Annotated in this window: 22 protein-coding genes; 8 read left to right on the plus strand and 14 right to left on the minus strand. The window is 66.1% G+C overall.

Annotation, left to right across the window (positions count from 1 at the left end; genetic code table 11):
* Nucleotides 1–42: 42 nt before the first annotated feature.
* The 5 genes from AAG801_RS11335 to AAG801_RS11355 form a co-directional block, all read right to left on the minus strand.
* Nucleotides 43–741, minus strand: a complete 699-nt coding sequence (locus AAG801_RS11335) for a pilus assembly protein PilX (RefSeq protein ID WP_341888457.1) — start codon at nucleotides 739–741, stop codon at nucleotides 43–45.
* Nucleotides 742–750: 9 nt separating this feature from the next.
* Nucleotides 751–1,893 (minus strand): PilW family protein, encoded by a 1,143-nt coding sequence (locus AAG801_RS11340; protein WP_341888458.1) that lies wholly within the window; start codon nucleotides 1,891–1,893, stop codon nucleotides 751–753.
* 1 nt (nucleotide 1,894) lies between these two features.
* Nucleotides 1,895–2,260, minus strand: a complete 366-nt coding sequence (locus AAG801_RS11345; protein WP_341888474.1) for a pilus assembly protein PilV — start codon at nucleotides 2,258–2,260, stop codon at nucleotides 1,895–1,897.
* A 95-nt stretch (nucleotides 2,261–2,355) separates the two neighbouring features.
* Entirely contained in the window at nucleotides 2,356–2,967 is a 612-nt protein-coding gene (locus tag AAG801_RS11350) for a GspH/FimT family pseudopilin (protein ID WP_341888459.1), read from the minus strand.
* A gap of 7 nt (nucleotides 2,968–2,974) precedes the next feature.
* Entirely contained in the window at nucleotides 2,975–3,454 is a 480-nt protein-coding gene (locus AAG801_RS11355) for a type IV pilin protein (RefSeq protein ID WP_341888460.1), read from the minus strand.
* A 157-nt stretch (nucleotides 3,455–3,611) separates the two neighbouring features.
* Between AAG801_RS11355 and AAG801_RS11360 the strand changes: the two genes are divergently transcribed.
* On the plus strand, nucleotides 3,612–5,339 hold the full coding sequence (locus tag AAG801_RS11360) for a Wzy polymerase domain-containing protein (protein WP_341888461.1): 1,728 nt from the start codon (nucleotides 3,612–3,614) through the stop codon (nucleotides 5,337–5,339).
* A gap of 9 nt (nucleotides 5,340–5,348) precedes the next feature.
* On the opposite strand, the gene moaC is transcribed toward AAG801_RS11360, so the two are convergent.
* Nucleotides 5,349–5,837, minus strand: coding sequence for a cyclic pyranopterin monophosphate synthase MoaC (gene moaC / locus AAG801_RS11365; protein WP_341888462.1), 489 nt, complete (start codon nucleotides 5,835–5,837; stop codon nucleotides 5,349–5,351).
* Nucleotides 5,838–5,891: 54 nt separating this feature from the next.
* On the opposite strand from moaC, the gene AAG801_RS11370 reads away from it, so the two are divergent.
* Nucleotides 5,892–7,463, plus strand: coding sequence for a M48 family metalloprotease (locus AAG801_RS11370; RefSeq protein WP_341888463.1), 1,572 nt, complete (start codon nucleotides 5,892–5,894; stop codon nucleotides 7,461–7,463).
* A 33-nt stretch (nucleotides 7,464–7,496) separates the two neighbouring features.
* Here the strand turns inward: AAG801_RS11370 and AAG801_RS11375 are convergent, their stop codons facing one another.
* From AAG801_RS11375 to AAG801_RS11385, 3 genes are all read right to left on the minus strand, one after another.
* Complete coding sequence (locus AAG801_RS11375; protein ID WP_101490814.1) at nucleotides 7,497–7,853, minus strand: phage holin family protein; 357 nt, start codon at nucleotides 7,851–7,853, stop codon at nucleotides 7,497–7,499.
* A 99-nt stretch (nucleotides 7,854–7,952) separates the two neighbouring features.
* Nucleotides 7,953–8,417 carry a hypothetical protein gene (locus AAG801_RS11380; RefSeq protein WP_341888464.1) on the minus strand — a complete coding sequence of 155 codons (465 nt, stop codon included), beginning with the start codon at nucleotides 8,415–8,417 and terminating at the stop codon, nucleotides 7,953–7,955.
* An 86-nt stretch (nucleotides 8,418–8,503) separates the two neighbouring features.
* Nucleotides 8,504–9,238 carry a TerC family protein gene (locus AAG801_RS11385; protein WP_101490816.1) on the minus strand — a complete coding sequence of 245 codons (735 nt, stop codon included), beginning with the start codon at nucleotides 9,236–9,238 and terminating at the stop codon, nucleotides 8,504–8,506.
* 507 nt (nucleotides 9,239–9,745) lie between these two features.
* Between AAG801_RS11385 and AAG801_RS11390 the strand changes: the two genes are divergently transcribed.
* Both AAG801_RS11390 and AAG801_RS11395 read left to right on the plus strand, forming a co-directional pair.
* Nucleotides 9,746–10,210, plus strand: a complete 465-nt coding sequence (locus AAG801_RS11390; RefSeq protein WP_341888465.1) for a DUF3717 domain-containing protein — start codon at nucleotides 9,746–9,748, stop codon at nucleotides 10,208–10,210.
* 2 nt (nucleotides 10,211–10,212) lie between these two features.
* Nucleotides 10,213–10,518 (plus strand): DUF2007 domain-containing protein, encoded by a 306-nt coding sequence (locus AAG801_RS11395; protein WP_062475276.1) that lies wholly within the window; start codon nucleotides 10,213–10,215, stop codon nucleotides 10,516–10,518.
* A 10-nt stretch (nucleotides 10,519–10,528) separates the two neighbouring features.
* Here the strand turns inward: AAG801_RS11395 and AAG801_RS11400 are convergent, their stop codons facing one another.
* The 4 genes from AAG801_RS11400 to purB all read right to left on the minus strand — a co-directional run bounded on the left by AAG801_RS11400 (nucleotide 10,529) and on the right by purB (nucleotide 15,069).
* A complete protein-coding gene (locus tag AAG801_RS11400; RefSeq protein WP_101490819.1) occupies nucleotides 10,529–11,089 on the minus strand; it encodes a YaeQ family protein in 561 nt (186 codons plus the stop codon).
* A gap of 46 nt (nucleotides 11,090–11,135) precedes the next feature.
* Nucleotides 11,136–13,301 carry a TonB-dependent siderophore receptor gene (locus AAG801_RS11405; protein WP_341888466.1) on the minus strand — a complete coding sequence of 722 codons (2,166 nt, stop codon included), beginning with the start codon at nucleotides 13,299–13,301 and terminating at the stop codon, nucleotides 11,136–11,138.
* Between the two features lie 73 nt (nucleotides 13,302–13,374).
* Nucleotides 13,375–13,551 (minus strand): hypothetical protein, encoded by a 177-nt coding sequence (locus AAG801_RS11410; protein ID WP_341888467.1) that lies wholly within the window; start codon nucleotides 13,549–13,551, stop codon nucleotides 13,375–13,377.
* A 138-nt stretch (nucleotides 13,552–13,689) separates the two neighbouring features.
* Nucleotides 13,690–15,069: an adenylosuccinate lyase gene (gene purB, locus AAG801_RS11415; protein WP_341888468.1), complete on the minus strand. Its 1,380-nt coding sequence runs from the start codon at nucleotides 15,067–15,069 to the stop codon at nucleotides 13,690–13,692.
* A 121-nt stretch (nucleotides 15,070–15,190) separates the two neighbouring features.
* Between purB and AAG801_RS11420 the strand changes: the two genes are divergently transcribed.
* Nucleotides 15,191–15,802 carry a glutathione S-transferase N-terminal domain-containing protein gene (locus AAG801_RS11420; protein ID WP_341888469.1) on the plus strand — a complete coding sequence of 204 codons (612 nt, stop codon included), beginning with the start codon at nucleotides 15,191–15,193 and terminating at the stop codon, nucleotides 15,800–15,802.
* Nucleotides 15,803–16,163: 361 nt separating this feature from the next.
* Here AAG801_RS11420 and AAG801_RS11425 read toward each other — a convergent pair whose 3' ends face one another.
* Complete coding sequence (locus AAG801_RS11425; RefSeq protein ID WP_341888475.1) at nucleotides 16,164–16,796, minus strand: glutathione peroxidase; 633 nt, start codon at nucleotides 16,794–16,796, stop codon at nucleotides 16,164–16,166.
* Nucleotides 16,797–16,924: 128 nt separating this feature from the next.
* On the opposite strand from AAG801_RS11425, the gene AAG801_RS11430 reads away from it, so the two are divergent.
* From AAG801_RS11430 to AAG801_RS11440, 3 genes are all read left to right on the plus strand, one after another.
* Nucleotides 16,925–17,782 (plus strand): hypothetical protein, encoded by an 858-nt coding sequence (locus AAG801_RS11430; RefSeq protein ID WP_062475258.1) that lies wholly within the window; start codon nucleotides 16,925–16,927, stop codon nucleotides 17,780–17,782.
* A gap of 96 nt (nucleotides 17,783–17,878) precedes the next feature.
* Nucleotides 17,879–18,769, plus strand: coding sequence for an RNA polymerase sigma-70 factor (locus tag AAG801_RS11435; RefSeq protein WP_341888470.1), 891 nt, complete (start codon nucleotides 17,879–17,881; stop codon nucleotides 18,767–18,769).
* A 105-nt stretch (nucleotides 18,770–18,874) separates the two neighbouring features.
* Nucleotides 18,875–19,342 carry a carboxymuconolactone decarboxylase family protein gene (locus AAG801_RS11440; RefSeq protein ID WP_153281501.1) on the plus strand — a complete coding sequence of 156 codons (468 nt, stop codon included), beginning with the start codon at nucleotides 18,875–18,877 and terminating at the stop codon, nucleotides 19,340–19,342.
* Nucleotide 19,343: the final 1 nt, after the last annotated feature.

The raw sequence follows: 19,343 nt of genomic DNA on the forward strand, positions 1-19,343 counted from the left end.
TGTTGAGTTCTCTGTGTCTCGCGCCGCAGAGGCGCTCCCTCATCAGAAATGCACAATGGTTTCGGTGAAGCTGGTGGTGTTGCGCGCGCCCAGCACACGGACCACGATGCGGTAGTAAGGGCCAGATGCGCCGCCGGGAAATGGTTGCTCGGCGTAGTTCATTTCGCCCTTTTTGCTCACGTTGGCGCCGCCGCCTGAAATCGGTTTGGCGCAACTGATGCTCGCATCGGTGACGTAGTTGCCCGGTTTGGAGCACAGCCTGAAGATGACGAATCGGGCGTTGTTGCTGTTGATGACGCCGGCATCCGCAGTGGTGACGGTGCAGCCGTTGTATGTGCCCGTTGTGGCGGACTGGCAGGTGTTGCCGTCCCAGTCGATCAATTGGCGGTTGTTGCTGGCCGCGAGTTGCCGGCCGGTGACATCGATGGGCGGCTTTGCCGTGACCCCGTCGGCAGCAAGCTCCTGCGTGCTGGCGTAGTAGCCGTTCGACGCGGCATCGGTGTTCAGACTGGCGCTGTTGGCGGTCAACCAGTCAATTGCCTGGCGCGCGGCCTGGTCTGCTGCAGAGGTGGCATCCTGCTTGAAGCCCATATTGCCCAGCAGCAGCGTGCTGGTGTCCACCGAGCGCACCAGTGCCAACGTTGCAAGCAAAAGTGCAACCAGAGTCAGCAGGGCAAAAAGCAGTGAGACACCGCGTTGTGCGCGCTGGCGCGGGGCAAGATTCAAAGGTCTGATTTGCATGGCGATGGCTCAGGAATTCCAGAGGACGTTGCGCAGCGGCACGATCGTGTCGTAGACCTTGAAGCGGTAGTGTTGCCATTCGGCGACCTGGCTCACTCGCAGTGCAATGCACTTGCTGGTGCCGTGGCAGGTTGCGGTGCCGGCGATGGTGGCGTTGGCACCGACGTCCCATTGAGGGGCACTCGCTGTGACGATCTCTTTCTCGTACTGATTGCTGCGCGCCACCACAGCAATACGGATCGCGAGCACCTGGAGCCAGCCCGCGTTGGTGGTTGGCGTCACGTTGTCGTAGGTGTCGACGACGCCATCACCATTGGTGTCCTTGCCGTACAGGGCCTGGAGATTGACGATCTGGGGATAGAGTTCCAATGGCGGGTCGGTCAATGCTCCGCTCACCGGAGAGCGTTCGATCATCTGGAGGCTGTGGGCGCTACTGATCGAGTAGCTGCGATAGACCATCGAACCCATGTTCAGCAAATAGCTGCCTGACATGTATCCGCTCGCCGGAAATATGCTGTTCTGATTCCATTTGCTCGCAGCGGTTGCGGCGTGGGGTACGCGCGTAGGCCCCAGGGTCGTGGCTGGGGAGGTGGTGTCGTTGGTCACGGTGAAGAGCGTGCACCCCATGCCGGAACCTTGGAGTTTCGGCACGGCAATCATCATGTTGCCGACCGCGGCGCCCAAGGAGGACGCCACTTCGAAATAGTTGCTGGACTGCGGGTGCTCTTCCTTGAGAACCATGGGCACTGAAAAGTTGGTGGTCTGCCCCTGCAAGACAGTGATCGTGTCCGGGGCGTTGGTGTCGGCGCTGGTGCCGTTGGTGATGACGACTGGTGCCAGCGGAAAAACGAACGACGCGCCGCCGGAGTCGTACTTCCCCGTCACTGAACAGCCGAGGGCATCCGGGCTGGCAGCTGCACCGTAGCCAGCCATCTGCACGTCACGTTGGAGGGTGAACAGCGACAACGCGCCGTTGACCTGCGCATCGCTGCCCATCGTGATGGAGCGCTTCTTGCCTTCAGCGAGCGCGAGCACCTGGCTGATGACCAGCACGGTGAGCAGTCCCAGGACGAGGCCGACCATGAGCTCGACCAGGGTGAAGCCGCACTGGGAAAGACGCCTGGAGGGGTTGGATTGATGAATGGTGCGCATCTCAGTTCGCAGCCTTGGCGACGGTGGTGTGTGTGACGTACCGATGTGTTTCACCATTCGGCATCGTCCAGCTGATGGTGACCGCGACGTCGCCAGAGGTTGCATTGACCGTGACTGCACCGGTCCCGCCAGGCAGGCTGCTACCGACCTTGCTCTGCCATTCGCTGCATCGAGCTTGGGAGGCGCAGCCGGTGCCGTCATAGCTTGCGAGATTGGCGAGATCGGACCACATGCGGCCGTTCAGTTCGCTGGCGAGGTAAGCGGCATCGGCGCGCACCTTGGACTCGGTTTGGGCGCGTGTCATTGATGCCTGCAGGCCTACCAACCCGAGCACGCCGAGCATGAAGATCAGCAATGCCACGAGCACTTCGATCAAGGCGATGCCTCGGGCGTGCCGTGCTTGGCGGGGCTTGTATCGCATCGGGCGGAGCCGGTCGGTCGCGCGCACGCGATTCATTCGATTCAGCATTTACGGGGATCCTTTGCCGCGCTGTCGACGATGGCCGGTTCGCACATGCGCACCGAGCCTGAGGGCGAAACGACGATGCGCAACGCTCGGGCGCCGGTGGTGGTTCCGGTCACGTCGATCTGGCCAATGGCGTCGGCGTTGGCAATGCGCCCAAACCCGTTGAATGTGACGCTCGTGCCTTCGGTCGAGCCGTCAGCGGATTGCACGGCCACCACCGAGACTCGTCCCCCACTGTCACCAGACGCGCGTCCTATGACGATCATGGGGGAGCTGGTCGTGGACGGCGCATCGGCGCAATGTCCCACCGGTGAATTCACACTCACGATCCAGGCGCCGCTGGCGCCCGAGAGAGAACAGTCATCGCTCAGCACCGCAGGGTCGTTGAGCGACACCAGCCAGAGCGACATGCTCTGGTTGCGCCGCACAGCTTCGCCGCGCGCCAGTTGGAGCCCGTTTTGCAGTGAATCGGCGACGTTGCGGATGCGGGTGTTCTCCAGCCATGTGCCGATGCTCGGCATGGCGGCGAAGAGGATCAGCGCCAGCACCGCGATGGTGACGACCAGTTCGACCAGTGTGAAGCCGCGTTGACGCATGGTGACCGGCATGGTTCGATCAGCAGGCGCTGGTGCTGGTAAGCCAGCACGGTTGCGTCACGGTGCTGCCCTTGAATTGGGTGGTGGCGCGGTCGCCGTTCTGGTTGATGGTGTATGTGTGGCCGACCGCCCGCCCGGCACTTCCCGTGGCAGTGATGACGTAGTTCTGCTGGCTGGCGGACGTCGAGCAGGTGTAGCCAAAGTACTTGGCACCGGAAGGCGTGAATGCGGCCGCCGCGTTGGCGGCGCAATTGGTTCCCGAGGGCCCGTAATTCCGGTTGTCCTGGTAGTACTGCTCCATCGTCGCCCGATAGGCGGAAAGCGTATTGAACGCCTCAGGCAGTTGCCCGCGTCGAACGTAGTCGTTGTAGCTTGGAAGCGCGATGGCCGCGAGGATGCCGATAACGGCCACGACGACCATGACCTCGATGAGGGTGAAGCCCTGCAAACTGCGGCGTTGGCGGGCAGCCGTTTTCGTGTCGAATCTCTGTCTGTTCATGGAGGCGTCTCTTGGCTGCTGCAGCGATAGCCGCGGGCGGCAGGCAATGGTTATTTGCGATTGTTATAGAGTGTCTATAACTGTTTCTGAATGCAAATCCACTCATCCGCCGCGCGCTGCCACTCATCGGCGATAGTCGGTTGGCATGATTCGGGCAATGAATCGCTTTGACGCGTCCCTGTCGGCGCCTCCTTCGTCCGCACATTCACGAGCTGCGGAACTGGTCTGTGCTGGCCTCGTGGCCTGGCCCTTTCTTTCCCCGCTGGTGGGCGGTCCCTCGATCAACGTCTGGCAGCAGTTGATGTCATGGGGCTGTGTTGCAGGGCTGCTCGCGATGGCACCGTCCGCCTTTCCCTTGAGGGGCCTGCGCGCCGGGCTGGCGGTGATGGCGGTTTTCGTCATGCTGTCAGCCGCCTTGGATCGCGGAACCACGCTCTTGCTGCCGACCTTGGGCGCGTTGGCAGGGATCGCGACGGCCGCTTGCCTCGGTGCAGGCGTGGCGCAGCACCGCGGATCTCTGGTTCGCACGTTGGCCGCCGGCCTGCTCGTCGCAGGTCTTCTCAGTGCCCTTCTGGGCTTGCTCCAGTACTACGGCCTCGCGGAATTTTTGGGTTCGTTGACTTCGTCGCCCACTTCTGGCCGCGGCTGGGGCAACCTCCGCCAGCCCAACCAGTTCGCCACCCTGATCAGCCTGGCGCTGGTCGCGGCGCTGTGGTGGCATGCCACATCGCGGTTCCCGCGCACCCGCTGGCGGTTCGTTCCCTTCAGCGTGCTCCTAGTAGCGGCCCTTGTGGCGTCGGGATCACGCACCGGCTTTCTGCAGTTGCTGCTGATCGCCATCGGTGCCGCCGCCATGGCGTGGCGGGAACGCCGCCGGGCGCCGCGGCATGCAGGCTCGGCGGACTTCCGCCTACCCGCCCCCGCGCTCCTGCTCGCCGCCATTCCGCTGTACGTCGCCCTGCACTGGCTGCTGCCGTACCTGGCCAGCGGTGGCGACGTCGGCCACGCGGTCGCTTCCGGCACCGGCATGCTCCACCGCCTGCAACCCACCGTCGTCACCACCGACAGCCGCATCGTCCTCTGGCAAAACGTGTCGTCTCTGATCGCCCAGCGCCCCTTCACCGGCTGGGGCTGGGGCGAACTCAGCTTCGCCCACTTCGCCACGCTGTACAACGGCCCGCGTTTCCCCGTCATCCTCGACAACGCCCACAACCTCCCGCTGCACCTCGCGGTCGAGCTGGGCATCCCGGCGGCGCTGTTGATCTGTGGCGGTTTCCTCTGGATGGTGACGGCCGCGAAGCCGTGGCGCGAGCGCGACCCCCTGCGGCTGATGGCATGGGGCCTGCTCGGCGTCATCCTGTTGCACAGCCTGCTCGAGTACCCCCTGTGGTACGGCCCGTTCCAGCTGGTGTTCGGCCTGTGCCTCGGCATCCTGTGGCCAGCATCGCCCACGCGCCCGCAAGCGAACGGCAGAAAAATCGCCGCCTTCGCCGCCGCAGCCTGGATCGCCGTCATCGGCTACGCCGCCTGGGACTACACCCGCATCAGCCAGATCTACCTGCCGCGCGAGGCGCGCCTGCCGGCCTACCGCGACGACACGCTCGCCAAGCTCCAGGGCTCCTGGCTGTTCTCACGGCAGGTGGATTTCGCCGAGCTGACGCTCACCGCCGTCACCCCCGCGAATGCCGCGCAGATGCACGCCCTGGCCGCGCGCGTCGTGCATTTCTCGCCCGAGCCGCGGGTCATCGTCAAGCTGATCGAAAGTGCCGAGTTGGTGGGCCGCGATGCCGAGGCCCACATGTGGGCACAACGCTTCCGTGCGGCGTTTCCCAACGAATTCGCCCGCTGGCTGGAAGACCGCCCAGACGATGCGCCCGAGCTGTAGCAGCTCGATTCAGCCCGCCGTCGCGACGTAGCTCCCCGACTTCCCGCCGTGCTTCTCCAGCACATGCACGTCGGTGATCCGCATCCCGCGGTCGACGGCCTTGCACATGTCGTAGATGGTGAGCAGCGCGACCTGCACGGCGGTCAGGGCTTCCATCTCGACGCCGGTCGGCCCGACGGTCTCGACGGTCGCGGTACAGGCCACCTGCGGTGCCTCGCCGCCCTCAGCGAGTGCGAAGGCCACGGCCACGCGGGTCAGGGCGAGCGGGTGGCACAGCGGGATGAGGTCGCTGGTCTTTTTTGCCGCCTGGATGCCGGCGATGCGCGCGATGCCCAGCACGTCGCCCTTCTTGGCGGTGCCCGATTCGATCAGCGCGAGCGTCGCGGGCTGCATCTCGATGCGGCCGGTGGCCACGGCCACGCGGTGGGTGGCGGGCTTGGCCGCCACGTCGACCATGTGGGCCTGGCCTTGGGCATCGAAGTGGGTGAGGGTGCTCATCGGTGAACGTTCGTTTTGAAGATGCATCATACGAGCCCGAGCCACAGACGAGGAATGCCGCGCTTGACTCCCTCTTCCCCCAAGAAAACACGCCCGACGCCCCTCCGGCATGCGGTGTGCGCTACTTTTTTGATAGCTTCCCAGATGCTGCTGCCGGCCCCCGCGCTGGCGCAGGTGCAGCAGATCCTGCCGGGCCTCGGTGACGGCGGCGAGATGACGGCGAGCGCCGAGCGCCAGCTGGGCGACCAGATCGTGCGCGAGCTGTACCGCGACACCGACTACATCGACGACCCGGTGATCGCCGCCTACGTGCAGGACATCTGGCAGCGCCTGCTCGCCGCCGCACGCGCGCGCGGCGAGCTCACGCCCGAGCTTGACGAGCGTTTCGCCTGGACCATCCTGCTGGGGCGCGACCGCAACATCAACGCCTTCGCGCTGCCCGGCGGCTACCTCGGGCTGAACCTGGGGTTGCTGGCCGCGGTCGGCAGCCGCGACGAGCTGGCGACGGTGCTGGGGCACGAGCTGTCGCACGTCACGCAGCGTCACATCTCGCGCATCATGAACAAGCAGGGCAAGCAGATGCCCTTGATGATCGCGGGCCTGATCCTCGGGATGATCGCGGCCAGCAAGAGCCGCAATTCCGACGCTGGCCAGGCGGTGATCATGGGCAGCCAGGCGTTGTTCATGCAGAACCAGCTGAGTTTTTCGCGCGACATGGAGCGCGAGGCCGACCGCATCGGCTTCGGCGTGATGACGCAGGCGGGCTTTGCGCCGCAGGGCGCCGCGGCGATGTTCGAGAAGCTGCAGTACGCCTCGCGCCTGAACGACAACGGTTCGTACCCCTACCTGCGCAGCCACCCGCTGACGACCGAGCGCATCTCGGACATGCAGGGCCGCTTCCAGTTCCGGGCCGACGCCGCACCGCCGGTGGTGCCGCTGGTGATGGACCACGCCATGGTCGCTTCGCGCGCCCGCGTGCTCACGCGCCCGGGCGTCGACGTGCTGCGGCTGTGGGTCAACGCGGCGTCGAGCGGCGAGTTCGCGGGCAGTTCACCGGCGCAGCAGGCGGGCACGCTCTACGCGGCGGCGATGGCAGCCAAGGAGCTGCGCGATTTCAAGGCGGCGCGGGCACTGGCCGAGCGGCTCGTGGCCCGCACGGCCGACGATTCGGCGGCGAGCAAGCAGGCGCGCTGGCTGCAGGCCGAGATCGAACTTGCGGCCGGCGGCGCGCCTCGCGCGGCGGCGTTGCTCGATGCCAAGTCGAAGGAGCGGCCCGAGATGATCCTCGCCGCCGAAGCCGCGATCGCCCAGCGCCAGCCCGCGCCGATGGTGCCCGTGCTGCGCGACTGGGTGGCGGTTCATCCGCGCGACGCCACGGTCTGGCGCACGCTGGCCAACCTGTACGGTGCGCAGAACGACACGCTGCGCGCGGTCCGTGCCGATGCCGAGGCCAACGTGGCGATCCTCGACTACCCGGCGGCGCGCGACCGCTTCAAGGCGGCGCAGGAGCTGATCCGCAAGTCGGGCGGGCCCATCGACCACTACGAGGCGTCGATCGTCGACACACGCGCGCGCGCCGTCGACGTGCTGGTCAAGCAGCAGGCCGAGGAGCCGCCGCTGAAGTGATGATGAAGGGGAAGAGGGCGGTGCCGCCGGCGCTCAGCGCCGTGACGACAGCAGCCCGCCCAGCGCGCTCTCGATGAGCAGCCCGAGCAGCGAGTAGATCAGCGAGCCCACCAGCGCGGCGAAGAAGCCGCTGACGTGGAAGCCGCCGAGCAGGCCCGAGGCGGCCCAGAACAGCAGGGCGTTGATCACGAACAGGAACAGCCCGAGCGTGACGATGGTGACCGGCAACGTGAGGATCACCAGCACCGGCCGCACGACCATGTTGAGCAGGCCGATCACGGCCGCCGCGAGCAGCGCCGAACCGAAACTCTGGACCTGGACGCCGCTGTAGAGGTAGGCGACCGCGAGCAGCGCGACGGCGCTGAGCAGCCATTTGAGGAGGATGCGCATGCGCCGCAGGATACCCCACGGGCCCGCGCAAAAGAACAAGCCCCGCTGCGTTGCCGCAGCGGGGCTTGTGTCGGTTCGGGAGGGCGTGTGGCCCTGGGCTTACTCGGCCAGCTCGTTCGCCAGCACCAGCAGTGCACCCATGCCCATCACGGCGCCGGGAAAGGCCCAGCCCGATTGCTTGGGCGGGGTCTGGTCGGGCGCGACCGGTTCCAGGTCGACGCCGACCTTCGGGCGGCGCGCATCAACCACGTGGGTGGCTGCGTGCTCGCGCTTGAGTTGCTGCGTGAGGTCGGTCAGCGGGCCCTTGGCCAGCACCGCCGTCACCTGGCCGCCGTTGCGCTCGAGCAGCGGCAGCATCTGCGCCTGCACCTTGCTGAACCACTTGGCGCGCCAGTTTTCGCGCGCGCTGTGGCTCACCCACTTGCTGATCCGGTGTGTCATGCGCGGCGCGCAGGCCACGAGCACCCAATGGCGCGCCACGACGTTGTCTGCATCCGGCGCCAGTTCGGCGAACTGCTCGCTGGCATAGACGGCGTCGTCGACGTAAAGAATGATCTTTTCCATGAGTGCTCTCCTTTGATAGTTAGAGTGACAGAGACCGGATTGATGCAAGAAGTTTCAGTGCGGGGCGTTGATCGACCGATGAACGCTCAGTGGGCCGGGGTGGCGGGGGCCGGCTTGCGCGAGGCCACCCACTTGCCGATCGCCAGCACCAACAGCGCACCGAAGACGCCAGCGGCGTACTTGATGGTGTCGGTCTGCGGCACCTTCGGCACCCAGGTCCAGTTGGTCGGGTTCGCCAGGGCGGGGTCGGACACAGCCATCGTGCCGGCGATCCAGCCCAGCAGCATGCCGCCCAGCGTGATGATCATCGGGAAGCGGTCCATCAGCTTGATGACCAGTTGGCTGCCCCAGACGATGATCGGGATGCTCACGAGCAGACCGAAGATCACCAGCGGCATCTGGTGGCCGTCGCCCGCGCCTTGTGCGGCACCGGCGATGGCGATCACGTTATCCACGCTCATCACCAGGTCGGCAATGATCACGGTCTTCACGGCACCCCAGAGCTTGTCGCTGCCGGTGATGTTGCCGTGCGCGTCGTCATGGTCGGGGGCCAGCAGTTTCACGCCGATCCACAGCAGCAGGATCGCGCCCACCAGCTTCAGGAACGGAATCGCGAGCAGCGTGAGCGCGAAGAAGATCAGGATCACGCGCAGGATGATGGCGCCGGCGGTACCCCACAGGATGCCCTGGGTGCGTTGCGCGGGCGGCAGCTTGCGGCATGCCAGCGCGATGACGACAGCGTTGTCGCCGCCCAGAAGAATGTCGATCATGATGATCTGACCGACCGCGACCCAGAATTCCGGGGTCATGAACTGTTCCATAGATTCCTCATTGTCTTGGCAGCGCGCCCGCAGCTCCCTGGAGGGGACCACGACGGGCAGCGGCATGCCGATGCGTTTCGATTCACCCTGCGCGGGTGCGGTCGAGAGCGGGGGTGCGAAGGCCGGGTGACACCGGGGACTTGCGAACGCTTCGACCAAACCTGCGCAGGTTCAAATCGAAGGTCTCGCTCGACAACAGCAGGCGCGCCGACAGGCGTCGGCGCGTGTGTCGCCCGCCAGGCCGGAAGTGTTGTGCTTCGTATTGACGACCTGACGATTCACGCTGCCCGGGGACAGCGATCGGGAGCTACTCCCCTTCGTGGGCGGGATTAGAGCATTGAAGACCGCGCCGAGGCAACCAAAAGTTTTCTTTACATTTGAGGGCGATCCTTCCGCAGGCCGCATGCGCTGGGCGATGCGTGCTCTATTTTTGGTAGCGTCTATGGCCCTAGGAAGGGGCGGGACATTGCGGGACTATGATCGCCGCTCGCTGTTTTTTCACTCTTCATGGCCGCCATCCACATCACCGACATCGAGGCCGCCATCAACCACTGGCGCGAGAAGTCTCCCTCGCCCGACGGCATCACGCTGGCGCCCGAACTGCGCGCGCTGGCCGAGGTCTACGCGCTCATGGTCTTCCACCACGAAGACGAGGTCGACGAGGTCGGCTTTCCTCCCAAGGCCTGGGCTGCCTGGCTCGACTGGTACCACAGCACGCCCGACACGCCCTGCATCGCGATCTGCTCGACGAGCCAGGGCGACGATGAATGCAAGGGCTGCGGGCGCAGCTTCGACGAGGTGCAGTACTGGCCGGCCATGACGCCGGTCGAGAAGCGCGTCACCTGGCGCCGCATCACCATGGAAGACTCGGCGTGGCGCTTCAACCGTTATGCCGAGCGCGCGCGCGAAGCCGAGCCCACCGCCGCCGAGCCCGAGTTCGACCCCGACGACGACAAGCACTGGGCGCCCTGACCATGCGACGCCTCGCGCAAGCCCCCAACCTCGCGATCGCGACCGTGTGGGCGCACGCGTTGCGCGAAGAGGGTGTGGCCGCGACGGTGCAGCGCGAATTCCTTGGCGCGGTCATGGGCCAGCTGCCGCCCGACCAGTGCCTGCCCGAGATCTGGATCGACGACGAATCGCAGTACGAGCTCGCGAAGCGCCTGCTGCACGAACTGCAGAACCGCCCGCAGCGCAGCTGGCTGTGCGTGTGCGGCGAGCAGGTCGAAGGCGGTTTCGAGCAGTGCTGGCAGTGCGGCGAGATGATGCCCGCTGCCTAGCGGCGCGGGACTACTTCCAGCGCAGCAGTTCGACGTCGATGCTGTTCACGCCGTCGCCGAGCGTCAGCGTGCTTTCCTGGATCGTCGCCTGCAGCTGCATGCTGCGCTGCGCCAGCTTGGCGAGCGCCTGCGAGGCCTCGGTCGGCACGCGGTAGACCTTCAGGTTCTGCGGCCGCGCGAGCTTGTTCTCGATGCCGCGCCACCAGATTTCGGCTGCGTGGTTGAAGCAATAGACGATCACCTCGTCCGCCTTGCCGCAGGCCTTGATGACGGGCTTGTCCTCGGGCTGGCCGACCTCGATCCAGATCTTGGTCTGGCCCGTGAAGTCGCGCAGCCACACGTCGGGTTCCTCGACGTTCGACAGCCCCGCGCCGAAGGCCAGCGTGCCGTCGCCGTTGCAGATGTCCTGCAGCTGGTGCGCGTTGAGCGCCAGCGCCACCAGCCGGATCATCATCCGCTCGTCGGTCTCGCTGGGGTGGCGCGCCAGGGTCAGCGCATGGTCGGCGTAGTAGCCGTGGTCGATGTCGGCCACCGCGAGGGTGGCCTTGAAGATGGTGGATTTGAGAGCCATGGGTGCGCGAGTGTAGGCCCGACGCCCTCCCGCGCACCCCCGCGCCTCAGAACGCCAGCGACGCCTGCATGTACAGCGTGCGCGGCTGGCCCACGTACTTGCCGCCGTTGTTGTCGACCGAGCGGTTGTAGTAGCGGCGGTCGAACAGGTTCTTCACGCCCACGGCCAGCTTCAGGTGGCTCAGCGAGGGGCCGAAGTCGTAGGCGGCGCGCAGGTTCATCGTGGCGTAGCCGGGGATGTCGCCGAGCCGGCCGGTCGAGTCCTCCAGCGTGATGTACCTCGCGCCGTCGTCGGGCGCGCCCGGCGAGCGCTGCTTCGACTGCGCGTACACGTCGGCGTTGACCGTCCACGGCCCGCGCTCGTAGCGCGCGCCCAGCGTGGCCACCTGGCGCGAGTAGAACGGCAGGTCGCGGCCGGCGAAGGCGCCGGCTTTCGAGGTCGCCTGCGTGTACGTGTAGGTGCCCGACACCGACAGCCCCTTGAGCGCGTCGCTCAGGCTGCCCAGGTCGTAGCGCAGCGCCGACTCCAGCCCGCGGTGGCGCGTGGCGCCCAGGTCGGTCCATTGGCTGACCTCGCCGGTGATGGAGCGCGCCAGCTGCAGTTCCTTGTCGAAGTTGATGTTGAACAGCGTCAGCTCGCCGCTCCAGGCCTCGCCCTTGTAGTGCGTGCCGATCTCGTAGGTCTTGGCCTTCTCGGGATGCAGGCCGCTGGTCGACTGCGCGAGCTGCGCGTACTGCTGCGGCCCGAACGACACGCCGGCATTGGCGAACACCGACCAGCGCTCGCTCATGCGGTAGAGCACCGACAGCGTGGGCAGCACCTCGTTGGAGTCGATCTTCGGATAGATCGCGCTGGTGATCCGGCCGCTCGCCATGTTGAAGACATCGTTGTGCGAGCGGATCGATTCGTAGCGCACGCCGGGCGTGACCGTCCAGTTGCCGAAGTCGATGCGGTCGTCGATGTAGAACGCGTGCGCCGTCGTGCCGCCCTTGCTGAACTGGTACGTGGGCTGGGCCAGCGAGTAGGCATCGAAGCCCGGGCGCGGCCGGTAGTAGCTGCTGCGCGTGGCCACCTCGGAGGCCTCTTCCTTGAGGTAGCGCGCGCCGACGCTGATCTCTTGCACCACGCTGCCGGAATCGATGAGGCGCGAGTAGCGCGGCTCGAAGGCGTAGGTCTTGTAGTTGCGCGGGGCGGCGGTGAGGCGGCGTTGGCCGGCGCTGTTGCCCGAGCCTTCCTGCTCGAGGTGGCTGCCGCGGAACGAGTCCGTGTAGTAGGTCAGCATCTCGAACTTGTTCACGCCGTCGTTGTGCGTGTACTTGACCGAGCCGTCGGTGCGGCTGCCGCTGAACTCGTCGAACGGGCGGTCCGACTGGAAGGGGTTGGCCGCGAACTGCGCGGTGGTCAGCCCGCCCGGCATGCTGGCGCTGCCTTCGAAGCGGTGCAGCGTCACGGCGATGTCGTCGGTCTTCGAGAGGCGGTAGGCGCCCTTGAGCATCAGGTCGTCGATGCGCGTCTTGTCGTTGCTCTGGCGAAAGCCGTTGCCGTGCGTGCCCGAATACAGCAGCGCCAGGCCCAGGCCGTTCTCGTTGGTGCCGCCGATGAACAGGGTGGGCGTCGTCTTGGTGCCGCCGCCGTGGCTGGCGCTTTCGACGCCCACGCCCACTTCACCCGCGAACTGCTTCGGAATCGAGCGCGTCACGAAGTTGATGATGCCGCCCACGTTCTGGGGGCCGTAGCGCACCGAGCCCGCGCCGCGCACCACGTCGACCGCCTCGAGGCTGCCCAGCGCCACCGGCGCCAGCGACAGCTGCGGCTGGCCGTAGGGCGCATAGGCCACGGGCACGCCGTCGATCAGCACGGTGGAGCGGAACGACAGCCGCGAGGTCAGGCCGCGCACCCCCACGTTGAGCGAGATGTCGCTGCCGCCCGTGCCGCTGCTTTCCTGCACCTGCACGCCGGGCACCTGGCGCAGCACGTCGCGCACGCTGGCGGCGCCGCTTTCCTGGATCTGCTTGCGTTCGACGATGCTGCGCGCGCCGGCGTGCTCGAGCACCTTGGTCTCGCTGGGTGAGCCGAGCCAGTCGCCGGTGACGGTGATGGCCTCGAGCGACTTCGATGGATCGGCCCCGGGCTCGGCGTCGGCCGCCCAGCTCTGGAAGCTGATGGGAAAGAGCGCCATCACGATGGCGGTGGTTTTTGTTTTCTTGAACATGGTTTTTTTCCTCCTCTGGTTGTCGAAAGCGTTGTTGTCTGTTGGTTTGCTTGAATGGGTGTGCCGCGGGTGCTCAGGGCGTGGTGCAGACGCCGCGCAGGCCGAGGCCCGCGAGCGCCAGGCCCCGCAGTGCGGTGATCGTCGTGAAGGGGGCGCAGTGGCCGAACGCGGCCAGCGGACCGGGCGCGAGGCCGGTCCATCGGTGGAGCGTGAGCCAGTGGTGTCTCAGCAGGGCGCGCAGCATGAACAACGGGGACGTCGAAGCGTCCCGTCAGGGTTGTCGGCTGGCATGCGCCCCGGAGGGGCACGTTGGCTGAAAGGGATCGAGCAGCGAGCGAAGCGCACCGGCCGTGGGCAACACGGGCCGGCGGATCGTCGCGGGGGGAGCCTAAATTCTACGAGCGAGTTCGGCGGCCTTGCCGGTGTAGCTGGCCGGCGTCATGGCCAGAAGGCGGGCTTTTTCCTCTTCCGGAATCTCCAGCGAGCGGATCAGCCCGTGCAGCGCCTCGGCCGTCACGGTCTTGCCGCGCGTGACTTCCTTGAGCTGCTCGTAGGCACCCTGCACGCCGAAGCGGCGCATCACGGTCTGGATCGGCTCGGCCAGCACTTCCCACGAGGCGTCGAGGTCATCGGCCAGCGCTTCTTCGTTGAGCTCGAGCTTGCCCAGGCCCGTGGCCAGGCTTGCGTAGGCCAGCGTGGCGTAGCCAAAGGCCACGCCGATGTTGCGCAGCACCGTGCTGTCGGTCAGGTCGCGCTGCCAGCGGCTGATGGGCAGCTTCTCGCTCAGGTGGCGCAGCACCGCGTTGGCCAGGCCCAGGTTGCCTTCGGCGTTCTCGAAGTCGATCGGGTTGACCTTGTGCGGCATGGTCGACGAGCCGATCTCGCCCTTCTTCAGGCGCTGCTTGAAGTAGCCCAGGCTCACGTAGCCCCAGATGTCGCGCGAGAAGTCGACCAGGATGGTGTTGACGCGCGCCACGGCGTCGAACAGCTCGGCCATGTAGTCGTGCGGCTCGATCTGGATGCTGTACGGCTGGAAGTTCAGGCCCAGGCCCAGCGGCGCGGGCGTCTCGACGACCTTGCGGCTGAAGGCTTCCCAGTCGAACTCGGGCCAGGCGGCCAGGTGCGCGTTGTAGTTGCCGACGGCGCCGTTCATCTTGCCGAGCAGCTGCACGGCGGCGATTTGCGCGCGGGCCTTGGTCAGGCGCACCGCCACGTTGGCGATTTCCTTGCCGACGGTGGTCGGGCTGGCGGTCTGGCCGTGCGTGCGCGAGAGCATCGACACGTCGGCGAACTGGTGCGCCATTTCGCGCAGCTTGGCGATCAGGCCGTCGATGGCCGGCAGCACCACGGTGTCGCGCGCGGCCTGGATCTGCAGGGCGTGGCTGGTGTTGTTGATGTCTTCGCTGGTGCAGGCGAAGTGCACGAACTCGGCGGCGGCCAGCAGCTCCGGGCGGGCTTCGAACTTCGACTTGATCCAGTATTCGACGGCCTTCACGTCGTGGTTGGTGGTCTTCTCGATGTCCTTGATGGCCAGCGCATCGGCCTCGGAAAAGTGCGACACCAGCCCCATCAGGTACTTGCGCGCGCCGCCCGTGAGGGGCTTGAACTCGGCAAAGCCGCAGTCGGACAGCGCAATGAACCACGCCACCTCCACCTGCACGCGACGGTGCATGTAGCCCTGTTCGCTCATCAGCGGGCGCAAGGCCGCGAGTTTGGCCGCATAGCGGCCGTCAAGGGGGGAGAGGGCGGAGACGGTGGAAAAGCTCATGCCCGAATTTTAGGCGGCCGCCGGGGGGCCGCGGCGCGGGGGAATTGGGGCGGCGTCTTTTTCCGTTCACCTAAAATGCCTGCGAACAAACGTTAACAAACGATATGGGGAGAGAGCCTTCATGAAACTGATCGGATCCGCCGCCAGTCCTTATGTGCGCAAGGTGCGCGTGGTGCTGGCCGAAAAGCGGCTCGACTACCAGTTCGTGATCGAAGACGTCTGGTCCGCCGACACCACGATCGCCCATTCGAACCCGCTGGGCAAGGTGCCGTGCCTGATCATGGAAGGCGGCGAGGCGATGTTCGACTCGCGCGTCATCGTCGAATACATCGACACCCTGTCGCCCGTGGGCAAGCTTATTCCGCAGCAAAGCCGCGAGCGCGCCGAGGTCAAGACCTGGGAAGCGCTGGCCGACGGCGTCATGGACGCCGGCGTGCTCTGGCGCCTCGAAGCCACCTGGACCGGCCGCGCCGACGGCGAGCGCAGCACCGCCTGGATCGAGCGCCAGCGCGTCAAGGTCGAAGCCGGCGTGTCCGCCATGGCCAAGGGCCTGGGCGACAAGCCGTTCTGCAGCGGCATCCACCTGAGCCTGTCGGACATCGCGGTCGGCTGCGCACTGGGCTGGCTGGGGCTGCGTTTTCCCGAGATCGACTGGCGCGGCGAGCACGCCAACCTGGCCCGGCTGTACGACAAGCTCATGCTGCGGCCGAGCTTCATCGACACCCAGCCCTGAAACGACAAAGCGCCCCTTGGGGCGCTTTTTCTTTGGGGCCGTTCAGGCCGCGACGTGCAGGAAGGTCGGCGGGGCGCTGCGTCATCGCGGGCCCCGCTTCCGGCGGGAAGACAAAAATGCTGCGAGGCGCCCCGACACGAAGGAGGGAGGGAGGGAGGAGGAGAAGAATCGCCTCGGGATTTCAACCGGACGGCAGGCGCCCGGAAGACCTCGCAACATGAAAACCTGTGGGCCTTGGCGGCCCATGCTCAAGTATGAGCGCGGCTCCGGTGCCCGGTTCCCGGTCGAGTGGTAAACGTTTGTGACTCAAAGTTCACATTGCAGGGGCCGCGTCGCGCATCGCCGCAGCCCGGTGCATTCTTCAATCGCCCGCCTTGTCCTGATTCGGCCCGAGCTGTTTCTCGATGACGTTCACAAAGCCGGTTTCGTCCGGTGCCGTCATGCTCGACCAGGCCTGCACCACCTTGCCGTCGCGCCCGATCAGGTACTTGTAGAAGTTCCACTTCGGCGTGGTGCCCGAGGCCTGCGCGAGCTGCTTGAACAGCGGGTTGGCGTCGGTGCCGCGCACCGACGACTTGGCGAACATCGGGAATTTCACGCCGAAGGTGCTTTCGCAGAAGTCGGCGATCTCCTTGTTGGAGCCCGATTCCTGGGAGAAGTCGTTCGAGGGGAAGCCCAGCACCACGAGGCCGCGGGCGCGGTACTTCATGTCCAGCGCCTCCAGCCCCTTGTACTGCGGGGTGAAGCCGCAAAAACTGGCCGTATTGACCACCAGGACCACTTTTCCGGAGTACTGGCAAAGGTTCTGGGGCTTTTCATCCTGCAGCCGCGGGAAGCTGTGCTGCAGGATCGCCGGGCATCCCGCTGCAGCCCCCACCACGGGCGCGGGGGGGGCGGTCTGGGCACCCGCCGGGAGGGCGGCCACAAGGCCCGCCCCGAGTGAAAAGGCCGTGGCGCAACGTCGCAGCATCGACGATCGGGCGGGGGTTCGCATGACGGGCTCCTGGATCGAAAAGGGGGTGTGCATCTATGGCGCAAGTGCGCGCGTAAGCACATCATCGCGCGTCTGTCATGGGCGCGCCAAACGGGCCGATTAAAATCGGCGGCCATTGAAAGACTTTGATGCTCTACCCGGAACTCTTCAGACAACTCGAATCCGTCCGCTGGGACATGGACAAGGACATCCCCTGGCAGTCGTTCGACGCTTCCTTGCTGACTGAAGAGCAGGCGCAGACCATCAAGATGAATGCCATCACCGAGTGGTCGGCGTTGCCGGCCACCGAGATGTTCCTGCGCGACAACCGGCACGATAGCGATTTTTCGGCGTTCATGTCGATCTGGTTCTTCGAAGAGCAGAAGCACTCGCTGGTGCTCATGGAGTACCTGAAGCGCTTCAGCCCGCAGCACGCGCCCACCGAACAGGAGCTGCACGAGGTGCGCTTCGACTTCGACCCGGCGCCCCCGCTCGAAACCCTCATGCTGCACTTCTGCGGCGAGATCCGCCTGAACCACTGGTACCGCCGCGCCGCCCAGTGGCACACCGAGCCGGTCATCAAGCACATCTACACCACGCTGAGCCAGGACGAAGCCCGCCACGGCGGCGCCTACCTGCGCTACATGAAGCGCGCCATGGAAAAGTTCGGCGACGAAGCCCGTGCCGCCTTCACCAAGGTGGGCGTGCTGATGGCCAGCGCGCGCCGCACCGCCCAGGCGCTGCACCCGACCAACCTGCACGTGAACAAGGCGCTGTTCCCGAACGACACCATCCAGAGCCGCATGCCCGATCCCGACTGGCTCGAGCACTGGCTGGACAAGCAGATCAAGTTCGACGCCGGCTGGGAAACCAAGGTCGGCGAGCGCATCCTGCACAACCTGAGCCTGTTGATGAACCGCAGCTTCAAGACCGTGCAGGAGCTGAACCGCTACCGCAAGGAAGTCTCGGCCACGTTGGGCCCCAAGCCCGAATACCAGGGCGCCTGAGCCGCTCCCAAGATCTAAAAAATCGCCCCGCATGCCGGGGCGATTTTTTTGGGCGCGAGCTGTCACAACGCGGCGGTGTCAAACGTCTAATCGGGCATGGACGACCCGACCCTCACCTTCGACAGCCACCGCCGCCGCCTCCAGGGCATCGCCTACCGCATGCTCGGCTCCGTCGCCGAGGCCGAAGAGGTGGTGCAGGACGCCTGGCTGCGCTGGCACGAGGCCGACAAGGCCAGTTTCGGCAGCGCCGAAGCCTGGCTCGTGACCGTCGTCACGCGCCTGTCGATCGACCGGCTGCGCAGCGCCAAGGTCCAGCGCGAGCACTACATCGGCCCCTGGATGCCCGAGCCCACGCTCACCGGGTCGCCCGACACGCCCGAAGAAGTGCTCGAGCGCGCCGACAACATCTCCGTCGCCTTCCTCGCCGTGCTCGAACGCCTCGCGCCCGAGGCGCGTGCCGCCTTTCTCATGCGCGAGGTGTTCGACGCCGACTACGACGAGATCGCCCAGACCCTCGGCAAGAGCGAAGCCGCCTGCCGCCAGCTGGTGCACCGCGCCAAGGTCCAGGTGCAGGAGGCACGCCCACGTTTCCAGGTGTCGCGCGACACCCACCAGCGGCTGCTGCGCGCGTTTGCCGACGCCGCCGCGCGCGGCAGCATGCAGGACCTGAAGCTGCTGATGGCCGAAGACGTGGAACTCATCGGCGACGGCGGCGGCAAGGTGCAGACCTTCAGCAAGATTCTGCGCGGCAACCAGCGGCTGGCGCAGCTGTACTACTCGCTGTGGCGCCGCATGGGGGCCGGCGTGCACATGGAGCTGGTCGAGCTCAACGGTGAGCCCGGGATGCTGCGCTTTCTGGACGGCGAGCTCGAATCGGCCCAGACCTTCGAGATCGAGGGTGAGCGCATCGTGCGCATCCGCGCCCAGCGCAACCCCGACAAGCTGGCGCGCATCGCGCAGCTGTTCGCGGCCAAACGGAGCGACTGAAGAAAAAAATCGCGCAGGCTGTCACAGGGCCGATGGCTGGCGCGTCTTCAAGGTGTAGCAAGCAGATTTCGCTTCTCTTCCTTCAACCACCCTGGAGTACATCTCATGAGCCAAGCCCCCGCCCTCCGTCTCGCCTGGACCAAGTTCGCCCCGAAGTCCTTCCAGGCCATGATCGCCGTCAACGGCAGCTTCGAGTCGAGCACGCTCGGCAAGGTGCTGATCGACCTCGTCTTTGCCCGGGTCTCGCAGATCAACGGCTGCGCCTACTGTCTCGACATGCACGTGCGCGACCTGCGCGTGCAGGGCGAAGACTGGCAGCGCATCAACAGCCTCGCCACCTGGCGCGAGGTGAGCCTCTTCAACGAACGCGAGCGTGCGGCGCTCGACTGGGCCGAAACGCTCACGCGCCTGGCCGACCACCACGCCGATCGCGATGCCGAGTACGAAGCACTGAAGGCCGTGTTCAGCGACCAGGAAATCGTCGAGCTCTCGCTCGCGGTGGCGCAGATCAACGCCTGGAACCGGCTCGGCGTGGGCCTGCGTTCGCAGGTCGTGGCCAAGGCGATGCCCTGAG

Source organism: Variovorax sp. YR752, from assembly GCF_943372545.1.